18 protein-coding genes, 1 tRNA gene and 1 pseudogene are annotated in these 19,772 nt (G+C 67.1%); 13 read left to right on the top strand and 7 right to left on the bottom strand.

Annotated elements, in window-relative coordinates; all coding sequences use genetic code 11:
* The first annotated feature begins 86 nt into the window (after nt 1–86).
* Together E2F46_RS02025 and E2F46_RS02020 are read left to right on the top strand one after the other, a co-directional pair.
* A pseudogene (locus tag E2F46_RS02025) lies at nt 87–910 on the top strand (NUDIX hydrolase).
* Nucleotides 907–1,761 (top strand): sulfurtransferase, encoded by an 855-nt coding sequence (locus E2F46_RS02020; protein WP_207949494.1) that lies wholly within the window; start codon nt 907–909, stop codon nt 1,759–1,761. The pseudogene E2F46_RS02025 and the gene E2F46_RS02020 overlap by 4 nt, the downstream one beginning before the upstream one ends.
* On the opposite strand, the gene E2F46_RS02015 is transcribed toward E2F46_RS02020, so the two are convergent.
* From E2F46_RS02015 to uvrA, 4 genes are all read right to left on the bottom strand, one after another.
* A complete protein-coding gene (locus E2F46_RS02015; RefSeq protein WP_133320487.1) occupies nt 1,758–2,234 on the bottom strand; it encodes a hypothetical protein in 477 nt (158 codons plus the stop codon). The genes E2F46_RS02020 and E2F46_RS02015 overlap by 4 nt on opposite strands.
* 20 nt (nt 2,235–2,254) lie before the next feature.
* Complete coding sequence (locus E2F46_RS02010; RefSeq protein ID WP_133320486.1) at nt 2,255–3,013, bottom strand: enoyl-CoA hydratase/isomerase family protein; 759 nt, start codon at nt 3,011–3,013, stop codon at nt 2,255–2,257.
* A gap of 88 nt (nt 3,014–3,101) precedes the next feature.
* A complete protein-coding gene (locus E2F46_RS02005; protein WP_133320485.1) occupies nt 3,102–3,512 on the bottom strand; it encodes an acyl-CoA thioesterase in 411 nt (136 codons plus the stop codon).
* A complete protein-coding gene (gene uvrA, locus E2F46_RS02000; protein ID WP_133320484.1) occupies nt 3,509–6,430 on the bottom strand; it encodes an excinuclease ABC subunit UvrA in 2,922 nt (973 codons plus the stop codon). The genes E2F46_RS02005 and uvrA overlap by 4 nt, the downstream gene beginning before the upstream one ends.
* A 381-nt stretch (nt 6,431–6,811) precedes the next feature.
* Here uvrA and rplU point away from each other — a divergent pair, with 381 nt between their 5' ends.
* From rplU to cgtA, 3 genes are all read left to right on the top strand, one after another.
* Nucleotides 6,812–7,132, top strand: a complete 321-nt coding sequence (gene rplU / locus E2F46_RS01995; protein ID WP_133320483.1) for a 50S ribosomal protein L21 — start codon at nt 6,812–6,814, stop codon at nt 7,130–7,132.
* Nucleotides 7,133–7,144: 12 nt separating this feature from the next.
* Complete coding sequence (gene rpmA / locus E2F46_RS01990) at nt 7,145–7,405, top strand: 50S ribosomal protein L27 (RefSeq protein ID WP_133320482.1); 261 nt, start codon at nt 7,145–7,147, stop codon at nt 7,403–7,405.
* Between the two features lie 125 nt (nt 7,406–7,530).
* The gene (cgtA, locus tag E2F46_RS01985) at nt 7,531–8,595 is read left to right on the top strand and encodes an Obg family GTPase CgtA (RefSeq protein ID WP_133320481.1); all 1,065 of its coding nucleotides are present in this window, start codon (nt 7,531–7,533) and stop codon (nt 8,593–8,595) included.
* 211 nt (nt 8,596–8,806) lie between these two features.
* Here cgtA and rpsT read toward each other — a convergent pair whose 3' ends face one another.
* A complete protein-coding gene (rpsT, locus tag E2F46_RS01980) occupies nt 8,807–9,076 on the bottom strand; it encodes a 30S ribosomal protein S20 (protein WP_133320480.1) in 270 nt (89 codons plus the stop codon).
* A gap of 209 nt (nt 9,077–9,285) precedes the next feature.
* Here rpsT and murJ point away from each other — a divergent pair, with 209 nt between their 5' ends.
* The 7 genes from murJ (at nt 9,286) to E2F46_RS01945 (ending at nt 17,577) form a co-directional block, all read left to right on the top strand.
* Entirely contained in the window at nt 9,286–10,830 is a 1,545-nt protein-coding gene (gene murJ, locus E2F46_RS01975; RefSeq protein WP_425599790.1) for a murein biosynthesis integral membrane protein MurJ, read from the top strand.
* Between the two features lie 323 nt (nt 10,831–11,153).
* Nucleotides 11,154–12,104 (top strand): bifunctional riboflavin kinase/FAD synthetase, encoded by a 951-nt coding sequence (locus E2F46_RS01970; protein ID WP_133320479.1) that lies wholly within the window; start codon nt 11,154–11,156, stop codon nt 12,102–12,104.
* 56 nt (nt 12,105–12,160) lie between these two features.
* Nucleotides 12,161–14,941 (top strand): isoleucine--tRNA ligase, encoded by a 2,781-nt coding sequence (ileS, locus tag E2F46_RS01965; protein ID WP_243720273.1) that lies wholly within the window; start codon nt 12,161–12,163, stop codon nt 14,939–14,941.
* Between the two features lie 130 nt (nt 14,942–15,071).
* Nucleotides 15,072–15,602 carry a signal peptidase II gene (gene lspA / locus E2F46_RS01960; protein ID WP_133320477.1) on the top strand — a complete coding sequence of 177 codons (531 nt, stop codon included), beginning with the start codon at nt 15,072–15,074 and terminating at the stop codon, nt 15,600–15,602.
* A 145-nt stretch (nt 15,603–15,747) separates the two neighbouring features.
* Nucleotides 15,748–16,698: a 4-hydroxy-3-methylbut-2-enyl diphosphate reductase gene (gene ispH / locus E2F46_RS01955; RefSeq protein ID WP_133320476.1), complete on the top strand. Its 951-nt coding sequence runs from the start codon at nt 15,748–15,750 to the stop codon at nt 16,696–16,698.
* Between the two features lie 206 nt (nt 16,699–16,904).
* Nucleotides 16,905–17,300 (top strand): H-NS histone family protein, encoded by a 396-nt coding sequence (locus E2F46_RS01950; protein WP_133320475.1) that lies wholly within the window; start codon nt 16,905–16,907, stop codon nt 17,298–17,300.
* A 201-nt stretch (nt 17,301–17,501) separates the two neighbouring features.
* Nucleotides 17,502–17,577, top strand: a tRNA-Thr gene (locus E2F46_RS01945).
* A gap of 183 nt (nt 17,578–17,760) precedes the next feature.
* Here the strand turns inward: E2F46_RS01945 and E2F46_RS01940 are convergent.
* On the bottom strand, nt 17,761–18,135 hold the full coding sequence (locus tag E2F46_RS01940) for a hypothetical protein (protein ID WP_133320474.1): 375 nt from the start codon (nt 18,133–18,135) through the stop codon (nt 17,761–17,763).
* Between the two features lie 81 nt (nt 18,136–18,216).
* Complete coding sequence (locus E2F46_RS01935) at nt 18,217–18,846, bottom strand: ECF-type sigma factor (RefSeq protein WP_133320473.1); 630 nt, start codon at nt 18,844–18,846, stop codon at nt 18,217–18,219.
* Nucleotides 18,847–19,063: 217 nt separating this feature from the next.
* Here E2F46_RS01935 and E2F46_RS01930 point away from each other — a divergent pair, with 217 nt between their 5' ends.
* A complete protein-coding gene (locus E2F46_RS01930; RefSeq protein ID WP_133320472.1) occupies nt 19,064–19,681 on the top strand; it encodes a trimeric intracellular cation channel family protein in 618 nt (205 codons plus the stop codon).
* Nucleotides 19,682–19,772 lie beyond the last annotated feature (91 nt).

Genomic DNA, 19,772 nt, shown 5'->3' with positions numbered 1-19,772 from the left:
GATTGGCTGCGACATCCCGCCGTGCCGGCCCCGTGCCGGCACGGCGTTTTCATGCGCGCGCGGTGCGCGCAGGTAGTCTGTACATCATGATTTCCACGTTTCGCGCCGTGCTCAGTCCCTGCATCGGCGTCTGCATGCTCGACGACGACGGCATTTGCCTGGGTTGCCACCGCACCTCCGCCGAAATCGCGCGCTGGCCACAGATGGGCGATGATGAGCGCCTGCAACTGATGGAAACCGTGCTTCCGGACCGGGAAGCGCAACGCACCTGATGCCCATGCCCGGCTTGCCCGCACTGCGACGCGCGTTGCATCCATTGGATGTGCCGCCACGCGGGCCAGGATGGAACCTGCCGGAGCTTGAAGGCCTGCTGCCCGGCGATGCCGGCCAGACCGAAGCCGCCGTACTCGTTGGCCTGTTGCCGCGCGGTGCCGAACTGCAGGTCCTGCTGACCCGGCGCACCGAGGTATTGCGCCACCATGCCGGGCAGGTGAGTTTCCCCGGCGGGCGCGTGGAAACGTCCGATCATGGGCCGCTGGCCGCGGCGTTGCGCGAGGCGCACGAAGAGATCGGATTGCCGTCGGCGCAGGTGGAGCCGTTGGGCTGGCTGGATCCGTTGGCCACGATCACCGGCTACCGCGTGCTGCCCGTGGTGGCGCGCATCTCGCCTGCGTTCCAGCCGGTGCCGGATCCCGGCGAAGTGGCGGAAGTGTTCGAGGTGCCGTTGTCGTTCCTGCTGGCCCCGTCCAACCTGTCCCGCATCGACATCGAATTCGGCGGTCGTGTCCGGCACGTGCTGGAGTTCAAACGGCATGGCGATCCCGACGACGAAACGCTCGCCGCGCGCCGCATCTGGGGCGTGACGGCGTCGATCCTGGCCAATCTCCGCGACCGACTGGAGGACGCGTGACGCCCATCGACTGGACCACCCTCGTATCGCCCGAAGCACTGCAGCCCCGCCTTGGCGATGACGACCTGGTGCTGCTGGATTGCCGCGGATCGCTGGCGGATCCATCGGCTGGCGTGGCGGCCTGGCGTGCATCGCACCTCCCGGGCGCGCGCCATGCCGACATGGAGCGCGATCTCTCCGGGCCGCATGCCGCAGGCGCCGGGCGTCATCCCTGGCCGGATGCCGCCGGGTTCACCGCGAAGCTCTCGGCCTGGGGCATTTGGCCAGCGACCCAGGTGGTGGCCTATGACGATGGCGATGGTGCCTTTGCCGCGCGGCTCTGGTTCCTGCTGCATGCGCTGGGACATGCGCGCGTCGCAGTGCTCGACGGTGGCTGGCGGCAGTGGTGCGCACAGGGCCGTCCCGTCGACGGCCTCGAACCGGAGCCTCGGCCCGCCTCGTATCGCGCGACGTTCGACGACACCTTGCTGGTGGATGCGCGAGGCGTGCGTGCGCATCTCGATGCCGGTGGCCTGCTGCTGGATGCACGGGCCGCGGAACGTTTCCGCGGCGAGGTCGAGCCGATCGATCGCGTGGCAGGGCACGTCCCCGGCGCGATCAACCGGCCCTACGCCGCCAATCTCGTCGAGGGCGGGTTCAAGGCATCACGGGTGTTGCGGGCGGAATACGAGGCCTTGCTCGACGGCCGCGATCCCGAGGCCGTGGTGGCGATGTGTGGCTCCGGCGTGACCGCGTGCCACCACCTGCTCGCCATGGCGCATGCCGGGCTGCCGGGCGCGCGGTTGTTCACCGGCTCGTGGAGCGGCTGGATCGAGGATCCGGCGCGGCCGGTGAGCACTCGGCAGATTTAGGCGAAGTAGGTGGCGCCGCGCTCGACACTGAGGTCGGGAGCATCACGGGTCAGGCAAACTGTCGGCTCGGATCGGCCCGCGACGTACAGCGCGAAGTCTTCAGTCCACAGGAACCATCGCCGAACGCCAAAGCTTTCCCGGTCTGCTTGCATCATGGGCGTGTCGAACAATTGGTCGAACTCGTCGTCTGGCAACTCGTAAAGAAAATCGGAAACGCCAAGTCGACGGCCTTCGGGTGCACGCTCTCTGCCTTCGCGCGTGACCTCATACCGCCATACGTGGTCGAACACAATCTCAACAACGCGTGATCGATGGGTCAGCAGTACCGGCCGATAAGGTCCAAGCTCGGTGCCATCAACGTCGACCGCCTCGGTTTGATCCGAGACAATGCCTTCTGCGAGCCGGACCGCAAGATTTCCCGGATGCTTGAAAAACATGCCTTCGAAGAACCAGGTCGAGGCGGTGGTGAGCATCTCCGGAGACGAAACCATCATCATTTTCCAAGCTTCGCCACCAGCGCGCGCAGCGCCGCCTGTGTATCCGGCCCGTTCCAGGACGCGACGAACCGCTCCAGCTGGATGCGCTCCGGCTGCAGCGCCGCCACCACGTCGGCGCGAGCGATGGTGCGCGTCTGTTGCATCGGCTTGCGCGGGAGCACCAGCAGGCCGCGCAGCCAGTCGACGGCGCGCGCGGGGACATGGTCGATGTCGGTCAGCTCGTCGACCAGCCCGATTTCCAGCGCACGCTGCGCATCCACCATCTCGCCGCCCACCAGCAGGCGTTCGGCGCGGTGTGCGCCCACCACGCGGCGCATCAGGTGCTGGATGCCGTCGGGTGCCAGCAGCCCCACCTGTGTTTCGTTCAGGCCGATGCGATAGGGGCCCGAGGCCATGACCCGATAGTCGCAACACAGTGCCAGCACGCAGCCACCCGCGGGGGCATGGCCGTTGAGCGCAGCGACTACCGGCACGGGTGAGCCGGCGATGGCGCGTGCGGCCGCGAAGAAGGCTTCCCAGGCAGACATCAGCGCGTCGGCGTCGAGTGCCAGCAGGTGCGGGACGTCCAGCCCGGCCGAAAACACCTTCGGCCCGCCGCTGAGCACCAGTCCGCGCGCATCGTTCGCCAGTGCGGTGTCGATGGCCTCTCGCAACGCGACGCATACCGCAGGGTCGAGCGCATTGACCGGCGCACGCGCGAGGCGGAGTTCGTGGATGCCGCCGTCGTGGACGGTCACGTCGACCAGTGCGTTCATGTGCAAGCCCGGTGGAGGAATCGAGCCGGCATCATAGCGGGCCTCCGGCGTGGCATGCCGGTCGCGCTGCGCGCCCCGGCCGTCGGCGCTATGCGCTTGCGACCCGGCGGATTGCCTCCGGCAGCGGCGTCGGGCGGCCGCTGCGGCGATCGATCCAGACCATCACCACGTGCCCGTCGGCATGCAGCACGGTGCCGTCCTCGCTGGCGATGCGATGGCCCACGGTGACGCTGGTCGTACCGACGCGTTCGGCATACAGCTCCACCACCACGCTGGAGGGATACGGAATCGGCACGCGATAGTTCATCTGCACCGCGGCCAGCAGCGGCGCGGTCTCCTCCGTGACCCAGGCTTCGCCGACCGAGTCGAACCAGCGGATGCGCGCCTCCTCGAGGTAGGTCATGAAGTTCGAGTTGTTGACGTGGTTGAACGCGTCCAGGTCGCGCCAGCGCAACTCGATCGGCATGCGGAACAGGGCGGTGCGGTTGTCGAGGCTCATGCCCTGGCCCTCGCGCCGACAGTCTTGCGGCTGGCCTTGGTTGCCTTCTTCGCCGGCTTGCGCGGCGCCTCGGCACTCGCCGTGCCGGCGGCGTCAAGGGTCTTGGCGAGGAAACGGCCGGTATGGGACTTCGCCATGCGCGCGACCTCCTCGGGCGTGCCCTCTGCAAGGATGGTGCCGCCGCGATGGCCGCCCTCCGGTCCCAGGTCGACCACCCAGTCCGCGGTCTTGATCACGTCGAGGTTGTGTTCGATCACCACCACCGTGTTGCCGTCGTCGCGCAGCTTGTGCAGCACCGCCAGCAGGTGCTCGATGTCGTGGAAATGCAGGCCGGTGGTGGGCTCGTCGAGGATGTACAGCGTGCGCCCGGTATCGCGGCGCGACAGTTCCTTCGACAGTTTGACGCGCTGCGCCTCGCCGCCCGACAGCGTGGTCGCAGGTTGGCCCAGCTTGATGTAGCTCAGGCCCACGTCCATCAGCGTTTCCAGCTTGCGCGCGATCGACGGCACCGGCTCGAACAGCGCCAGCGCGTCCTCGACCGTCATCTCCAGCACGTCGTGGATGCTATGGCCCTTGTAGAGGATTTCCAGCGTCTCGCGGTTGTAGCGCTTGCCATGGCAGACGTCGCAGGGCACGTACACGTCAGGCAGGAAGTGCATCTCCACCTTGATCAGGCCGTCGCCCTGGCAGGCCTCGCAGCGGCCGCCGCGCACGTTGAAGCTGAAGCGCCCCGGCGAGTAGCCGCGCGCACGCGATTCCGGCACCTGCGCGAAAAGTTCGCGCAGCGGCGTGAACAGGCCGGTGTAGGTGGCGGGGTTGCTGCGCGGGGTACGCCCGATCGGCGACTGGTCGATGTCGACGACCTTGTCGAACAGGTCCAGTCCCTGCACGTCGCGATAGGGCGCAGGCTTGTGCGAAGCGCCGTTGATTTCGTTGGCGGCCAGCGCGTACAGCGTGTCGTTGATGAGCGTCGACTTGCCCGAGCCGGACACACCGGTGATCGCGGTGAACAGGCCAGAGGGAATGGTCAGGTCGACGTTCTTCAGGTTGTTGCCCGATGCGCCGAGCAGCTTGAGCTGCATCTTCGGATTCGGCTTGTGCCGCGTCTTCGGCACTTCGATGCGGCGCTTTCCGGACAGGTATTGCCCGGTCAGCGAACGTGGTGCCTTCAGCACGTCGGCGTAGGTGCCCTGTGCGACCACTTCGCCGCCGTGCACGCCAGCCGCGGGACCGATGTCGACGATATGGTCGGCCAGCCGGATCGCGTCCTCGTCGTGCTCGACCACGATCACCGTGTTGCCCAAGTCGCGCAAACGCGTCAGTGTGCCCAGCAGGCGCTCGTTGTCGCGCTGGTGCAGGCCGATGCTGGGTTCGTCCAGCACGTACATCACGCCGACCAGGCCCGCGCCGATCTGCGAAGCCAGGCGGATGCGCTGCGCTTCGCCGCCCGAGAGCGTGTCGGCCTTGCGTTCCAGCGTCAGGTAGTCGAGGCCGACATCCACCAGGAAGCCGAGTCGTTCATTGATCTCCTTGACGATCTTGGTCGCAATCTCGCCACGCCAGCCGGCAAGGGTGAGCGTGCTGAAGAACGACAGCGCCTCGTCGATCGGCAGTACCACCAGTTCCGGCAGCGGACGGTCGGCGACGAACACGCTGCGCGCAGCCTTGTTGAGCCGTGCGCCACCGCAGTCGGTACACGGCCGCTCGCTGATGTACTTGGTCAGTTCCTCGCGCACCGCGGACGACTCGGTCTCGCGGTATCGCCGTTCCAGGTTCGGCACGATGCCCTCGAAGCGGTGCTTGCGCTGGGTGCGGCCGCCGGCATCGGTGATGTAGTTGAAGGTGATCGTCTCGCTGCCGCTGCCGAACAGCACCGCCTGCTGCGAGGCCTCGTCCAGCTCCTGCCATGGGGTATCCACCTTGAACCCGTAGTGCTTGGCGAGAGACTGGATCAACTGGAAGTAGTAGGCGTTGCGGCGGTCCCAGCCACGCACGGCGCCCGCGGCCAGCGACAGCTCCGGGTGCACCACCACGCGCGATGGATCGAAGAACTGGGATACGCCGAGACCGTCGCAGGTGGGGCAAGCGCCGACCGGCGAGTTGAACGAGAACAGGCGCGGCTCCAGCTCCGGCAGCGCGTAGTCGCACACCGGGCACGAATACTTCGACGAAAACAGCAGCGTTTCGGCACCGTCGTCGTCCATGTCGTGCACGGACGCCATGCCGTCGCCCAGCTTGAGCGCGGTCTCGAACGATTCGGCGAGGCGCTGCTTGAGGTCGTCGCGGACCTTGAAGCGGTCGATCACCGCTTCGATGGTGTGCTTGACCCGCAGCGCCAGCGGCGGCACCGCATCGATCTCGTGCAGTACGCCGTCCACGCGCACGCGCACGTAGCCCTGCGCGCGCAGCTGCTCGAACACCTGCGCGTGCTCGCCCTTGCGCTCGCGCACCACCGGCGCCAGCAGCATCCAGCGCTTGCCCGCGTCGAGCCCCAGCACCTGGTCGACCATCTGGCTGACCGTCTGCGCTTCCAGCGGGTAACCGTGGTCCGGGCATCGCGGCAGGCCCACGCGTGCGTACAGCAGGCGCAGGTAGTCGTAGATCTCGGTGATGGTGCCCACGGTCGAACGCGGGTTGTGGCTGGTCGACTTCTGCTCGATCGAGATCGCGGGCGACAGCCCCTCGATATGGTCGACGTCGGGCTTTTCCATCACGCTGAGGAACTGGCGCGCGTACGCCGACAATGACTCGACGTAGCGGCGCTGGCCTTCTGCGTAGATGGTGTCGAACGCCAAGGACGATTTGCCCGAGCCGGACAGGCCGGTGATCACGATCAGCTTGTCGCGTGGCAGGTCGAGGTCGACGTTCTTCAGGTTGTGGGTACGGGCACCGCGAATGCGGATGGTGTCCATCGCCATCGGTGTGGGATCCGGTTGGGGGCGGGGGAGGGCCGGCGGGAGGAAATCGATCAGACTAGCAGGTCGTGATGAAGCGGGCGGCTACACCCCCAGCGGCACCAGGACAGCCCCGCCGGGGCGCCTGATCGCTGGTTTCCATCGCCTGCCGGTGGCCTCGTAAGTGGGGGCTGAGCCCCGGAATGCCAGCATGCCCGTGCCCCGTCTCGGCAGTCGAGACAGCCAGTGGCAGCGCTACAGCCAGTGGCAGGGCTGGCCGGGCAGGCGCCCGGGTGGCTTGACCCTAACTGCCTGAATCCCCTACAATTCCGCTTCTGTCCGCCCTCGATGGCGGCCAGGTCCAAGAATAACTACAGAACCAACACCGAACACGAGAGGCTCCACATGTACGCAGTCGTAGTGACAGGCGGTAAGCAGTACCGCGTGGCGCAGGGCGAAACGCTCCGCGTCGAGAAGCTCGATGCCGAAGCCGGCAACGAGATCAAGTTCGACAACATCCTGATGCTCGGCGACAGCGACGGCATCAGGATCGGCGATGCGCTCGAGGGCGCCAGCGTCACCGCGAAGGTCGTGGCCCATGGCCGCGCCGACAAGGTGCGCATCATCAAGTTCCGCCGCCGCAAGCACCACATGAAGCGGCAGGGACATCGCCAGCACTACACCGAAATCGAGATCACCGGCATCGCCGGTGGCGACAACAAGTAAGGAGAAGCAGCCATGGCACACAAAAAGGGCGTAGGTTCCTCGCGCAACGGCCGCGACTCCAACCCGAAGTACCTCGGCGTGAAGATCTACGGTGGCCAGGCCATCGACGCCGGCAACATCATCGTGCGCCAGCGCGGCACCCAGTTCCATCCGGGTCCGGGCGTGGGCCTGGGCCGCGACCACACGCTGTTCGCGCTGGTCGACGGCACGGTGGAGTTTTCCACCAAGGGTCCGAAGAAGCGCCGCACCGTCAGCGTGGTCGCAGAGGCCTGATCCTCGCGACATGTCGAGCGAAGGCCCCGCCGCGTGCGGGGCTTTTCGTTTGCGGATGCGCCACACTTCATCCGCACCCCACACACACCGGGCAACGTGCCCGCATTGCCTGAAGAATCGCCCCGATGAAACTCGTCGACGAAGCAGAAATCACCGTCATCGCCGGCAACGGCGGCAACGGCTGCGTGGGCTTCCGGCGCGAGAAGTTCATCCCGATGGGTGGGCCGGACGGTGGCGATGGTGGCGACGGTGGCAGCGTCTGGCTGGTGGCCGACGAGAACCTCAACACGCTGGTCGATTTCCGCCACGAGAAGGTCTTCCGCGCGCAGCGCGGCGAGAACGGCATGGGCCGCCAGATGTACGGCAAGGGCGGCGAGGACCGGATCATCGTCGTGCCCGTCGGCACCGTGGTGCACAACGTCGATACCGACGAGGTGATCGGCGACCTGACCCGCCACGGCGACCGGCTTCTGGTCGCGCAGGGCGGCAGGGGCGGCCTGGGCAACATGCACTTCAAGAGCTCGACCAACCGCACGCCGCGGCAGTCCACCCCGGGCACCGCGGGCGAGGAGCGCACCCTGCGGCTGGAGTTGAAGCTGCTGGCCGACGTGGGCCTGCTGGGCTTCCCCAATGCCGGCAAGAGCACCCTGATCCGTGCGGTGTCGGCGGCGACACCGAAGGTGGCCGACTATCCGTTCACCACGCTGTATCCGAACCTGGGCGTGGTCAGCGTGGAGCCGGCGCGGAGTTTCGTGATCGCCGACATCCCGGGGCTGATCGAAGGCGCGGCCGATGGTGCGGGACTGGGTGCGCTGTTCCTGCGCCATATCCAGCGCACCGGCCTGCTGTTGCACCTGGTCGAGATCGAACCGCTGGACGGCAGCGATGCCGTCGAGCAGATCCGCACCATCGAGCGCGAGCTCGGGAAGTTCGATGCCGGCCTGCTGGACAAGCCGCGTTGGCTGCTGCTCAACAAGGCCGACCTGATCCCGGCCGAGGATGCGCGGGAACTCGGCGAGCGCATCGTGTCCGAGCTGGGCTGGGACGCGCCGTGGTTCATCATTTCCGGCCTGGCCCACGAGGGCACGCGCGAGGTGATGCTGAAGGTGCAGGCGCATCTGGATGAGCGGGCGCGCGTGCAGCGCGAGGCTGCGGACGGAAATGGTCCGGTCGCGACGAATGCAGACTGACGCGGATTTCTCGGCGGCTTCCCTTCCCCCGCTTGCGGGGGAAGGTGCCGAAGGCGGATGGGGGAGCGCCGCAGGCGCGAGAAGGCGCCCGCATCCGGCGCTCCGTGCCACCTTCCCCCGCGAGCGGGGGAAGGGAAGGGAAGTTTTTCCTCACGCAACAAAAAACCCGGCTTGCGCCGGGTCTTTCGGTGCCGATGCAGCGAGGCTGCGATCAGGCGGCCTTGAGGGCCTTGATGCGTGCGGTCAGGCGGCTCTTGTGGCGAGCGGCCTTGTTCTTGTGGATCAGGCCGCGCGAGCCGAAACGGTCGAGCAGCGGCTGGGCGACGGCGAAGGCGGCTTCGGCGCCGGCGGCATCGTTGGCGTCGAGCGCCTTGACGACCTTCTTGACTGCGGTGCGCAGCTGCGAGCGCTGGGCCGTGTTGCGCGCGTTGCGCACGACGGTCTGCTTGGCGCGCTTCTTGGCGGACTTGATGTTGGCCACGTTGGAATCCTGGAAACGGGTAAGGGTTTGAACGTCGAAAACCGGCGAGTGCCGGGATTCGGGAATAAGGAGCCGGAAATTATGGGGGATTCAATGGCTTGCGTCAACATGCCCCCCGCCGCGGGGCGGAGCCCGTGAGCAGCCCGGATCCGGGCGCCAACGACCCGTCCGGCGCGGCGCCCGCGAAGGCGGTGGCTGGCCGTGGCGGGCTGCTGCGGTCCACCGCCGTGTTCAGCGGCATGACCCTGGTGTCGCGGATCGCCGGCTTCGCCCGCGACATGCTGCAGGCCACCCTGTTTGGCACCGGGGGGGCGATGAGCGCCTTCATCGTGGCCTACCGGATCCCCAACTTCCTGCGCCGGGTGTTCGCCGAAGGCTCGATGGCGATGGCTTTCGTGCCGGTGCTGAACGAGATCAAGGAAAAGGGCGACAAGGCGGCGTTGAAATCCTTCGTCGACCACATGGCCGGCGCACTCTGCGCCGTGGTGCTGGTGGTCTGCGGGCTGGGCATGCTGCTGGCGCCGCTGGTCGCGCGCCTGTTCGCCCCGGGCTGGGCCGACCAGCCGGAACTGCTCGCACAGACCGCGCAGATGCTGCGGATCACGTTCCCGTACCTGCTGTTCATTTCGATGATGTCGCTGGCGGCGTCGATCCTGAACAGCCACGGCCGCTTCGGCCTGCCAGCCTTCACGCCGGTGCTGCACAACCTGACGATGATTGCGGCGATGCTGTGGCTGGCGCCACGCTTCGAGCTGCCGCCGGTGGGGCTGGCTTGGGGTGTGCTGGTCGCCGGCTTCCTGCAGTTGGCGTTGCTGTGGCCGATGCTGGGCCGGTTCGGCCTGCGCCCGCGGCTGCGGCCGGGGTTCGGCCACCCCCAGGTGCGCAAGGTCGGCCGGCTGATGCTGCCGACGCTGTTCTCGTCCTCGGTGGCGCAGGTGAACCTGATCGTCGGGACCGCGTTCGCTTCGCTGCTGGCGGCCGGCAGCGTGGACTGGCTGTACTACTCGGACCGCCTGGTCGAGTTCCCGCTGGGGCTGTTCGGGGTCGCGCTGGGCACGGTGATCCTGCCGCACCTCTCGCGTCGTCATGCGGCCGAGGATGCCGCCGGCTACAGCCATTCGCTGGACTGGGCGCTGCGGATGGCGCTGCTGGCCGGCGTGCCGGCCGGGCTGGGCCTGCTGCTGCTGGCCGAGCCGATCACCGCCACGGTCTACAACTACGGCCAGTTCACGCCGTTCGATACGCGCATGGCCGCGATCAGTCTGACCGCGATGAGCCTGGGCGTCCCGGCCTTCATGCTGACCAAGGTGCTGGCGCCGGCGTTCTTCGCGCGACAGGACACCAGGACGCCGATGCGCGCGGCGATCTGGACGGTGGTCGCCAACGTGGTACTGACCATTGCCATCACCACGCCGCTGTGGCTCCAGGGCATCCCGGGCGCGCACGGCGGCATCGCGCTGGCCACGGCGCTGGCGGGCATCTTCAATGCCTGGCTGTTGTGGCGCGCATTGCGCCGGGCCGGGCTTTACCGGCCGCAGGCCGGGTGGGGTGGGTTCGCCCTGCGGCTGCTGGTGGCCTGCATGGCGATGGCGGCCGTGGTGCTGGCGCTGCGCGGCTGGATCGGTGACTGGACGACGATCATCGGCTGGCAGCATCGCGTGGGCTGGCTGGGCGCGACCATCGCCGCGGGTGCGGGGACGTACCTGGTGGCCATGGCGGCCTGCGGCCTGCGACCCCGGCACCTGAAGCATTGAAGGCGGCTCGGGCGGCACGTTTTTCGCTCGTCATCCCCCGCGACACGAGCGCAGCGAGTGAACGGCGACAGCCGGGCCGAAGGGCGAGCGCGTAGCGCGAGTAAAGCGGGGATCCATGGACGTGTCTTCGCGCCCGCAACGTCGTCGGGTGTCCGATCCCCGGCCCTCGCGCCCCGCGCTCGCGCGTTCGGGTGGATACGAGCCAATGGCTCGCAAGCCATCCGTCCTCACCCCCGCCTTCCCGGGGGCGACGGGATGGATTCCCGCGCCGGCGCCGGCCGGAGCCGGAACAAACCGCCCCACGGCTATACTTCAGGGTTCCCATGAACACGCTTTTCCGCGACATCGCCGGCGGCACCTCGTGCCCGGACGGCAGTGTGGTCTGCATCGGTGCGTTCGACGGCCTGCACCTGGGCCATCGCGCGCTGGTGCGGCGTGCGGTCGCGCGTGCGCGTGAATCTGGCGTGCCTGCGGTAGCGCTGAGCTTCGAGCCGCTGCCGCGGGAGTTCTTCGCCGGAGGTTCGCCGCCGCCACGACTGGGGTTGCCACGCGCCAAGTACGAAGGGCTGCGCGAGCTGGGCATCGACATCGTGGGCCTGCTGCGCTTCGACGCGACGCTGTCGGCCATGTCGGCCGAAGCCTTCGTCGAGGCCTTGCTGGTGCAGCGCCTGCACGCACGCGAGGTATGGGTGGGGCCGGCGTTCCGGTTCGGCCATCGTCGTGCCGGCGACGTTGCGGTACTGCGGGCCGAGGGGGGGCGCCACGGCTTCACTGCGCACGAGATCGATCCCGTGCTGTTCGATGGCGAGCGCGTGTCCAGCACGCGCATCCGCCAGGCGCTGGTGGCCGGCGATTTCGCTGCGGCCTCGAAACTGCTCGGCAAGCCCTACGCCGTGTCCGGTCGCGTCGTGCGTGGCAAGCAGCTCGGCCGCACGCTTGGCTACCCGACCGCCAACCTGCGCTTCGGCGACAAGGTGCCGGCCTTGCGCGGCATCTATGCCACGCGCGTGCACGGCGTGGGCGACACACCGTGGCCGTCGGTGTCGAGTTTCGGCACGCGTCCGACGGTCGGCGGCCTCGAACCGCTGCTGGAAGCGCACCTGTTCGATTTCGATGGCGACCTGTACGGGCGCCGGATCGAGGTGGAATTCGTGGCGCGGTTGCGTGACGAAGAGAAGTTCCCCGACCTGCCGACGCTCGTCGCGCAGATGGATCGCGACGCGGCCCAAGCGCGTCGCCTGTTGCAGTACAACCCCACACAGGCCTGCGCGTGAGTTCTGACGACAACCGCTACAAACCGACGATCCTGCTGCCCGCGACGGACTTCCCGATGCGTGGCGACCTGCCCAGGCGCGAGCCGGCGACGCTGGAACGCTGGGAAAGGGAGGGCCTGTACGCGCAGTTGCGCGACAACGCCAGGGGCCGCCCGCTGTTCGTGCTGCACGACGGCCCGCCGTACGCCAACGGCGCGATCCACCTCGGCCACGCGGTCAACAAGATACTCAAGGACATCATCGTCAAGTCGAAGACCCTGGCCGGCTTCGATGCGCCCTACGTGCCGGGCTGGGACTGCCACGGCCTGCCGATCGAGATTGCGATCGAGAAGAAGTACGGCAAGGTCGGAGTGAAACTCGATGCCGTCGAGTTCCGCCGGAAGTGCCGCGAATATGCCGAGTCGCAGATCGAGGTCCAGCGCAGGGACTTCAAGCGCCTGGGCGTGCTGGGCGACTGGGACAACCCGTACAAGACGCTGGATTTCCGCTTCGAGGCGAACGAGATCCGCGCGCTGGCGAAGATCGTCGACAACGGCCACCTCACCCGCGGCGTGAAGCCCGTGCACTGGTGCTTCGATTGCGGCTCGGCGCTGGCCGAGGCCGAGATCGAGTACGCCGACAAGGTGTCGCCCGCGATCGACGTGGCCTATGCGGCGCGCAGCCCGCAGGCGGTGGCGCGCAAGTTCGGCGTGGAAGTGCCGGAAGACGTCGAAGTTGCGGTGCCGATCTGGACCACCACGCCGTGGACGCTGCCGGCATCGCTGGCGATCTCGCTCGGTGGCGAGCTCGAGTACGCGTTGGTCGAAGGCCCGTCGCACGACGGCAAGCGCCGCTGGCTGGTGTTGGCCGACGCCTTGGCCGAACGCGCGCTGCGGCGTTATGGCGTCGAGGAAACGACGGTGCTGGGGCGAGCCAAAGGCGAGTTGCTCGAAGGTCTGTCGTTCGCGCATCCGTTCTACGACGAGCGCGACATCCCGATCCTGCTGGGCGACCACGTCTCGGCCGAGGATGGCACCGGCGCCGTGCATACCGCGCCCGGCCACGGCCAGGAGGACTACGCGGTCGGCAAACAGTACGGACTGCTCGACACCTACACCGCCGCGCAGCTCAATCCCGTCGACGGTCGTGGCGTCTACCTGCCGTCGACGCCCGCCGCGCACGGCACCGAGCTCGCCGGCCTGCATATCTGGAAGGCGAACGAAACGATCACCGACGTGCTGCGAACCAGTGGCGCGCTGCTGGCCTTCAGCAAGTTCGAACACAGCTATCCGCACTGCTGGCGGCACAAGACGCCAATCGCATTCCGCGCCACGCCGCAGTGGTTCATCTCGATGGAGCAGGCCAACCTGCGCAACGACGCGCTGGCGGCGATCAAGACCGTCGGTTGGTTCCCGCAGTGGGGCGAGGCGCGCATTGCGGGCATGGTGGAAGGCCGCCCGGACTGGACCATCTCGCGCCAGCGCACCTGGGGCGTGCCGATCGCACTGTTCGTGCATCGCGAGACCGGCGAGCCGCATCCGCGCAGCACCGAACTGATGCGTGCGGTGGCCGACCGCGTCGAGCAGGGTGGCGTGGACGTGTGGTATTCGCTCGATGCCGCCGAGCTGCTGGGCGACGAGGCGAAGGACTACGACAAGATCACCGACATCCTCGACGTCTGGTTCGATTCCGGCGTCACCCACGAGGGCGTGCTGCTGGAGCGTGGCCTCGGCAAGCCGGCCGACCTGTACCTGGAAGGCTCCGACCAGCATCGCGGCTGGTTCCAGTCGTCGCTGCTGACCGGCGTGGCCATCGACAAGGCCGCGCCGTACCGGCAGTGCCTGACCCACGGCTTCACCGTGGACGAGCACGGCCGCAAGATGTCGAAGTCGCTGGGCAACGGCATCGAGCCGCAGGACATCATGAAGACGCTGGGCGCGGACATCCTGCGCCTGTGGATCGCCAGCGCCGACTACAGCAACGAGATGTCGCTGTCGCAGGAGATCCTCAAGCGCAACGCCGACGCCTACCGCCGCATCCGCAATACCGCGCGCTTCCTCCTGGGCAACCTCAACGGCTTCGACCCGGTGCGAGACCTGCGCCCGCTCGACGACATGGTCGCGCTGGATCGCTGGATCGTGCATCGTGCCTGGGAAGTGCAGGAGAAGATCAAGGCCGCGTACGATCGCTACGATTTCGCCGAAATCGTGCAAACGCTGCTGAACTTCTGCAGCATCGACCTCGGCTCGCTGTATCTCGACGTCACCAAGGACCGGCTGTACACCATGCGCGAGGACTCGCGTGGCCGGCGCAGCGCGCAGAGTGCGATGTATCGCATCGCCGAAGCATTCACCCGCTGGATCGCGCCGGTGCTTAGCTTCACCGCCGACGAGTTGTGGGCTTACCTGCCAGGCGAACGCGCCGGCAACGTCCTGTTCGCCACCTGGTACGACGGCTTGGCCCCCTTGCCGGCGGATGCGCCACTGGGTGCGAATGACTTCGATCGGCTGCTGGCGCTGCGCGAGCAGGTCGCCAAGGTGCTGGAGCCGATGCGCGCCACCGGCGAGATCGGTGCGGCGCTGGAAGCCGAGATCGAACTGCATGCCGGCACCGCCGACCACATCCGGGTTGCGCCCCTGGTCGATGAGCTGCGCTTCCTGCTGATCAGCGGAGACGTGACCGTGGTGCCGTTCGATGGTACCGAGTCGCGCATCGTGGCCACGCCCACGAAGAAGACCAAGTGCGTGCGCTGCTGGCACCATCGTGCCGACGTGGGCAGCCACGCGGAACATCCGCAATTGTGCGGCCGCTGCGTGTCGAACGTGGTAGGTCCGGGCGAGGATCGCAAATGGTTCTGACAAGCCGCACGCAGCCCACCCGAACCGTCATCTCGGAGAATGCCGGGACCCAGCGTCTTGGTGTGTTGGATGTTGCGCCCATCGAAAGCCACTGGGTCCCGGCCTTCGCCGGGACGACGAGACCCGCGCCATGACCGCTTCCCCCAAACCCAATGCATTGGCCTGGCTGGCTGTTTCCGTGGTCGTCATCGCGCTCGACCAGTGGACCAAGGCCTGGGTGCTGTCCAGCCTGCCCGAGTACACCGCCATCCCGGTGATCGAGGGCTTCTGGAACTGGTACCGCACCTACAACACTGGCGCGGCCTTCAGCTTCCTCGCGGGCGCCGGTGGCTGGCAGAAGTGGTTCTTCACCGTGCTCGCCATCGGCATCAGTGGCGTGCTTGCGTTCTGGCTGTCGAAGACCCCGCGTCGCGATTGGCGCACCGCGCTGCCGTTCGCGCTGGTGATCGGCGGCGCGCTGGGCAACATCATCGACCGCCAGATCCACGGCCATGTCATCGACTTCATCCAGTGGCACTGGAAGGACTACTACTGGCCGGCGTTCAACATCGCCGACTGCGCGGTGGTGGGGGGCGCCATCGGCATCGCCGTGTTCGGGTTGTTCCAGGGCAAGTCGCAGCGTTCCGCGGCGGATGGCGACGGTTCGCGCGGGCAGGCGTAGACTGCGCCTCGCCCCCATCCCGTCCCCTTCTGCCCGTGAAGGGCACAATGCCCCGCGCGCGGGGAAGGGCGATCGTATCCGCGGCAGGCGCCTTTTCGCGTCCGTCGCGGCTGCGTTAACCATGCTCCGGTAAACTTCGGTGCTTATGGACATCGTCCTTGCCAATCCCCGCGGTTTCTGCGCCGGCGTCGACCGTGCCATCGAGATCGTCAAGCGTGCCATCGAGACGCTGGGCGCGCCGATCTACGTACGCCACGAGGTGGTGCACAACCGCTTCGTGGTGGACGACCTGAAGCAGCGTGGCGCGATCTTTGTCGAGGAGCTCGACGAAGTGCCCGACGGAAACACCGTGATCTTCAGCGCACACGGCGTTTCGCAGGCCGTGCGCGACGAGGCCGCCCGCCGTGGCCTGAAGGTGTTCGACGCGACCTGTCCCCTGGTCACCAAGGTGCATTTCGAGGTGGCGCGCCACTGCCGCGCCGGCCGCGACGTCGTACTGATCGGCCACGCCGGGCATCCCGAGGTGGAAGGCACGATGGGGCAGTGGAAGGCCGAACACCGCAGTGGCCGCATCCATCTGGTCGAGGATCTCGAGGACGTGGCCTACCTCGATCCGGGACAGCCGGAAAATATCGCCTACACCACCCAAACCACGCTGTCGGTCGATGACACGCGCGACATCATCGCCGCCCTCAAGGCGCGCTTCCCGGCGCTGCAGGGGCCGAAGAACGACGACATCTGCTACGCCACCCAGAACCGCCAGGACGCGGTGCGCGACCTGGCGCGCCAGTGCGACCTGGTGCTGGTGGTCGGTTCGCCCAACAGCTCCAACTCCAATCGCCTGCGTGAACTGGCCGAGCGCGACGGCGTGGAGGCCTACCTGATCGACGGCGCCGACGAGATCGACCCGCGCTGGCTGGACGGCCGACGCCACATCGGCGTGACCGCGGGCGCCTCGGCCCCCGACGTGCTGGTGCAGGGCGTGCTGGACCGGCTGCGCCAGCTGGGCGCCAGCGGTGTGCGCGAGCTGGAGGGCGAGCCGGAGAACATGGTGTTTGCACTGCCCAGGGAGTTGCGGCTCCATCTGGTGGAGTGAGTCGGACCGTCTCTATGGGTCGGGCAAGGCCCGCCTGCTGCAGAAGACTGCGTCCGAGCCGGGATGCCCCGCAGGGTAGACCGACGCTGGCCGTCGATGCGCCCAGCGTCCCGGCCTGGTTCCGGAACGCGCTCCGGCGGTTTCCGGCAGTCCGGCCTGTATCGACCCGTTACACTTCCTGATTGCTGGTTTCCCGGGATCACCGAATGAACAAGCCCACGCTCGACTCGATTGCGACCGCCAAGGCCAAGCTGGCCGAAGAGCTGCGCCAGTTGGAAAAGCAGGAGCTGGAACTCCGGCGCGAGGAAGCCAACGCAGCCCATGCCCGCATCCTCGAGCTTCTGTCCAGTTTCGGGGACGAGTTCAGCGACAAGCAGCGGTCCGAGATCGTCGCTGCGTCGGGTGCCAAGCCGAGCCTGCGCGCGAAGAAGGCAGGGTCGGGGAAGGAAGTGGCCCCGAAGTACTGGCTGCCGCACACGGGTGAAACCTGGTCGGGCAGGGGGCGTCCCCCGAAGGCGTTCAGCGCATGGGTTGGAACCGTGTCGCACCGGGAGTGGAAAGCGAACCATCCCGATGAGAAGTTCCCGAAGTATCCCGGCTGATGCCCGGGCATCGATCGGGCAGGAGATGTTGCCCGGGATCGCCCCGCATTTCATGGACGCCAACAAGCCTGAAGGTCGCGGCCGGGTGCCCGGCATTCGGGATTTTTTTCTCGGAACATCCCTGTGTGCGACCGCCTGCGAACGGCTGGCGGGCCTGCGCCTTTGACCGGGCAGGCGCCAGCCCCTAGAATCTGCGGCCCCGCCGGAATAGCTCAGTTGGTAGAGCGGCGCATTCGTAATGCGTAGGTCGTAGGTTCGATTCCTATTTCCGGCACCAGGATGCAAGGCCCCGGGAAGTCGGTTTCCCGGGGCCTTTCGTTTTGTGAACACGCGTGTTCCGGATCCGGCCGGGGTGTCGCGTGATCCAGCCTCGGAAACGCCCCCCATCCTCACGCGAGGGTGCTTTGCACCGGACGGTACCTGCACTGAGCGGGCGTTTCAGGCTGAGAACGAGTCCTTGTCAGGCCCTGTCGAACTGGATGCCGCACCCCTTCTGGGCGGAGACCGCTTCCAGAGCCTCGATCTCGCCCTTGAGCTGGGCCAGCTCGGTGGCGGACCGGGCATTGTGGCCATGGGTGAAGAACAGCGCCGGCCAGAACACCACCAGTCCCGCGGCGGTGATGGCCTGGTCCTGATGGCGATGGCGTCGTTCGGTACCGATGGCGTCGTGGGCACGGTTCGAGACGTTGACCGCTTCGGCGGCAATCTGGTTGCAGCTCATGTTCTGGTAGATGGCCTGGGGTACGTAGGCTGCCTTGACTGCATGGGGCTTGGGTGCGCAGGCGGTCAGGGCGCAGGCAGCGAATGCCGCCAGGACGAGGTGGTTCGTACGCATCGGTTCGACTCCATGTGTTGAGGGCACTCAGGGGTTCGGAGAAACCCCGTGCAACCGGACATGGAAACGAACGGGCCGGGATCAGCCGTTGTCGGCTGTGTCGAGGTGGCTTTGCAGGTAGGCGCGTGCCTTGCGCCAGTCCCGCCGTATCGTGCGTTCGGTGACGCCGAGCAGCGTGGCGATTTCCCCCTCGTCCAGGCCGCCAAAGTAGCGTAGTTCAACGACCCTCATCAGCCGCTCATCCACGCGGGACAGTGCCTCGAGCGCCTTGTCGAGTGCCAGCAACTCCTCGATCTGGCTGTCCACGCGCAGGTCGTCCATGGTCGAGAGATGCTCCACGTGGACCTCGCCGCCACGCTTGCCCGTCATCGCCCGTCTTGCTTCGTCCAGCAGAACGAAACGCATCGCCCGGGCCACAAGCGACATCAGATGCGGGCGGCAGGAAACGGAAGCCTGTGTCCGCGCCAGTTTGATCCAGGCTTCGCTGATGAGCGACGAGGGAGAGAGGCCAGGCTGATAGTGCAGACGGATCTGGGTGCGGGCGATCCTGTGGAGGTCGTGGTAGACCAGCGCATAGATCCTGTTCCAGGCCGCATCGTTGCCGCTTTCCGCATCCACGAGCAACTGCGTCACCGATTCGACCGCGTCGGCACCCACCGGGTCCTGGAGACCGGCTTTTGCTGGGCCCGGGTAGGCGGAGTTGGTGGTCATGTCCTGTGGTGCCCGTATTCCCCGAAACGGTCAGCAATGGGAAGGGTGGACGCCTGTCGGCATCCGCCCCGGACTGTTGCGCGATATGTGTGGGCAACTGCAGTCAGTGTAGCGGATCGCGGGCTGGACGATGGTGGGGGCGCTGCGGCCTTGGCCGCGTGCGCCGACGAGGCCAGGGTATCGGCAGGTCATGGATGTGGGACACGACGGGGAAGGCATGGCGCTGCACATTGCGTATCTGGTGGCCATCGTTGCGGAAGCCATGTCGGCCGCCCTGGTGGCCGGGCGGAGGGAGATGGACTGGTTCGGCGTCTGCGTGATCGCCTGCGTGACCGCGTTGGGGGGCGGCACCGTGCGGGATGTGCTGTTGGGCCACCACCCGCTGGCGTGGGTCCAGCATCCCGAGTACCTGGCGTACACCCTGACGGCGGCGTTGTCGGTCGGACTTCTGGCGCCTCTGGTCCTGCGCTTGCGTCGGCTGTTTCTGTTGCTTGATGCGGTTGGGCTCGTGGTGTTCACGGTCATCGGTTGCAACGTCGCCAGTGAATTGTCGATGCCGTTCGCCATTGTGCTGGTGAGCGGGATGATCACGGGAACCTGTGGAGGCATGCTTCGGGACGTGCTGTGTGGACAGACGCCACTGCTGTTCCGCAAGGAACTGTACGCCAGCATATCGCTGACGACCGGGTTGCTCTACATGGGCGGCCAGGACATTGGACTGCAGCACGATCTGGCCATGATCCTGTCGATGATTGCCGGCTTCACCTTTCGCATTCTGGCCATCCGGTACGACTGGAACATGCCCAGGTTTGTCTATCGAGGAGACTGGAGTTGATCTTCTCGTCCAGGCAAGGAGGGCTTGATCGTTCGTGTCGACCACGCATGCAAGTCAGCCAATTCTGGTCGGTTAGGACAGGGCGGAAGGG

This window comes from Luteimonas aestuarii, assembly GCF_004357985.1.
GTDB classification, from domain to species: Bacteria; Pseudomonadota; Gammaproteobacteria; order Xanthomonadales; family Xanthomonadaceae; genus Luteimonas; species Luteimonas aestuarii.
The sequence above is the reverse complement of the archived record's forward strand: the minus strand, read 5'-3'. Positions and strand labels throughout refer to the sequence as shown.

Coding starts and splice junctions, on each gene's coding strand:
- E2F46_RS02015 (WP_133320487.1), bottom strand. CDS start 2,234: ATGCTCACCACCGCCTCGACCTGGTTCTTCGAAGGCATGTTTTTCAAG.
- E2F46_RS02010 (WP_133320486.1), bottom strand. CDS start 3,013: ATGAACGCACTGGTCGACGTGACCGTCCACGACGGCGGCATCCACGAA.
- E2F46_RS02005 (WP_133320485.1), bottom strand. CDS start 3,512: ATGAGCCTCGACAACCGCACCGCCCTGTTCCGCATGCCGATCGAGTTG.
- uvrA (WP_133320484.1), bottom strand. CDS start 6,430: ATGGCGATGGACACCATCCGCATTCGCGGTGCCCGTACCCACAACCTG.
- rplU (WP_133320483.1), top strand. CDS start 6,812: ATGTACGCAGTCGTAGTGACAGGCGGTAAGCAGTACCGCGTGGCGCAG.
- rpmA (WP_133320482.1), top strand. CDS start 7,145: ATGGCACACAAAAAGGGCGTAGGTTCCTCGCGCAACGGCCGCGACTCC.
- cgtA (WP_133320481.1), top strand. CDS start 7,531: ATGAAACTCGTCGACGAAGCAGAAATCACCGTCATCGCCGGCAACGGC.
- E2F46_RS01970 (WP_133320479.1), top strand. CDS start 11,154: ATGAACACGCTTTTCCGCGACATCGCCGGCGGCACCTCGTGCCCGGAC.
- ileS (WP_243720273.1), top strand. CDS start 12,161: ATGCGTGGCGACCTGCCCAGGCGCGAGCCGGCGACGCTGGAACGCTGG.
- lspA (WP_133320477.1), top strand. CDS start 15,072: ATGACCGCTTCCCCCAAACCCAATGCATTGGCCTGGCTGGCTGTTTCC.
- ispH (WP_133320476.1), top strand. CDS start 15,748: ATGGACATCGTCCTTGCCAATCCCCGCGGTTTCTGCGCCGGCGTCGAC.
- E2F46_RS01950 (WP_133320475.1), top strand. CDS start 16,905: ATGAACAAGCCCACGCTCGACTCGATTGCGACCGCCAAGGCCAAGCTG.
- E2F46_RS01940 (WP_133320474.1), bottom strand. CDS start 18,135: ATGCGTACGAACCACCTCGTCCTGGCGGCATTCGCTGCCTGCGCCCTG.
- E2F46_RS01935 (WP_133320473.1), bottom strand. CDS start 18,846: ATGACCACCAACTCCGCCTACCCGGGCCCAGCAAAAGCCGGTCTCCAG.
- E2F46_RS01930 (WP_133320472.1), top strand. CDS start 19,064: ATGGCGCTGCACATTGCGTATCTGGTGGCCATCGTTGCGGAAGCCATG.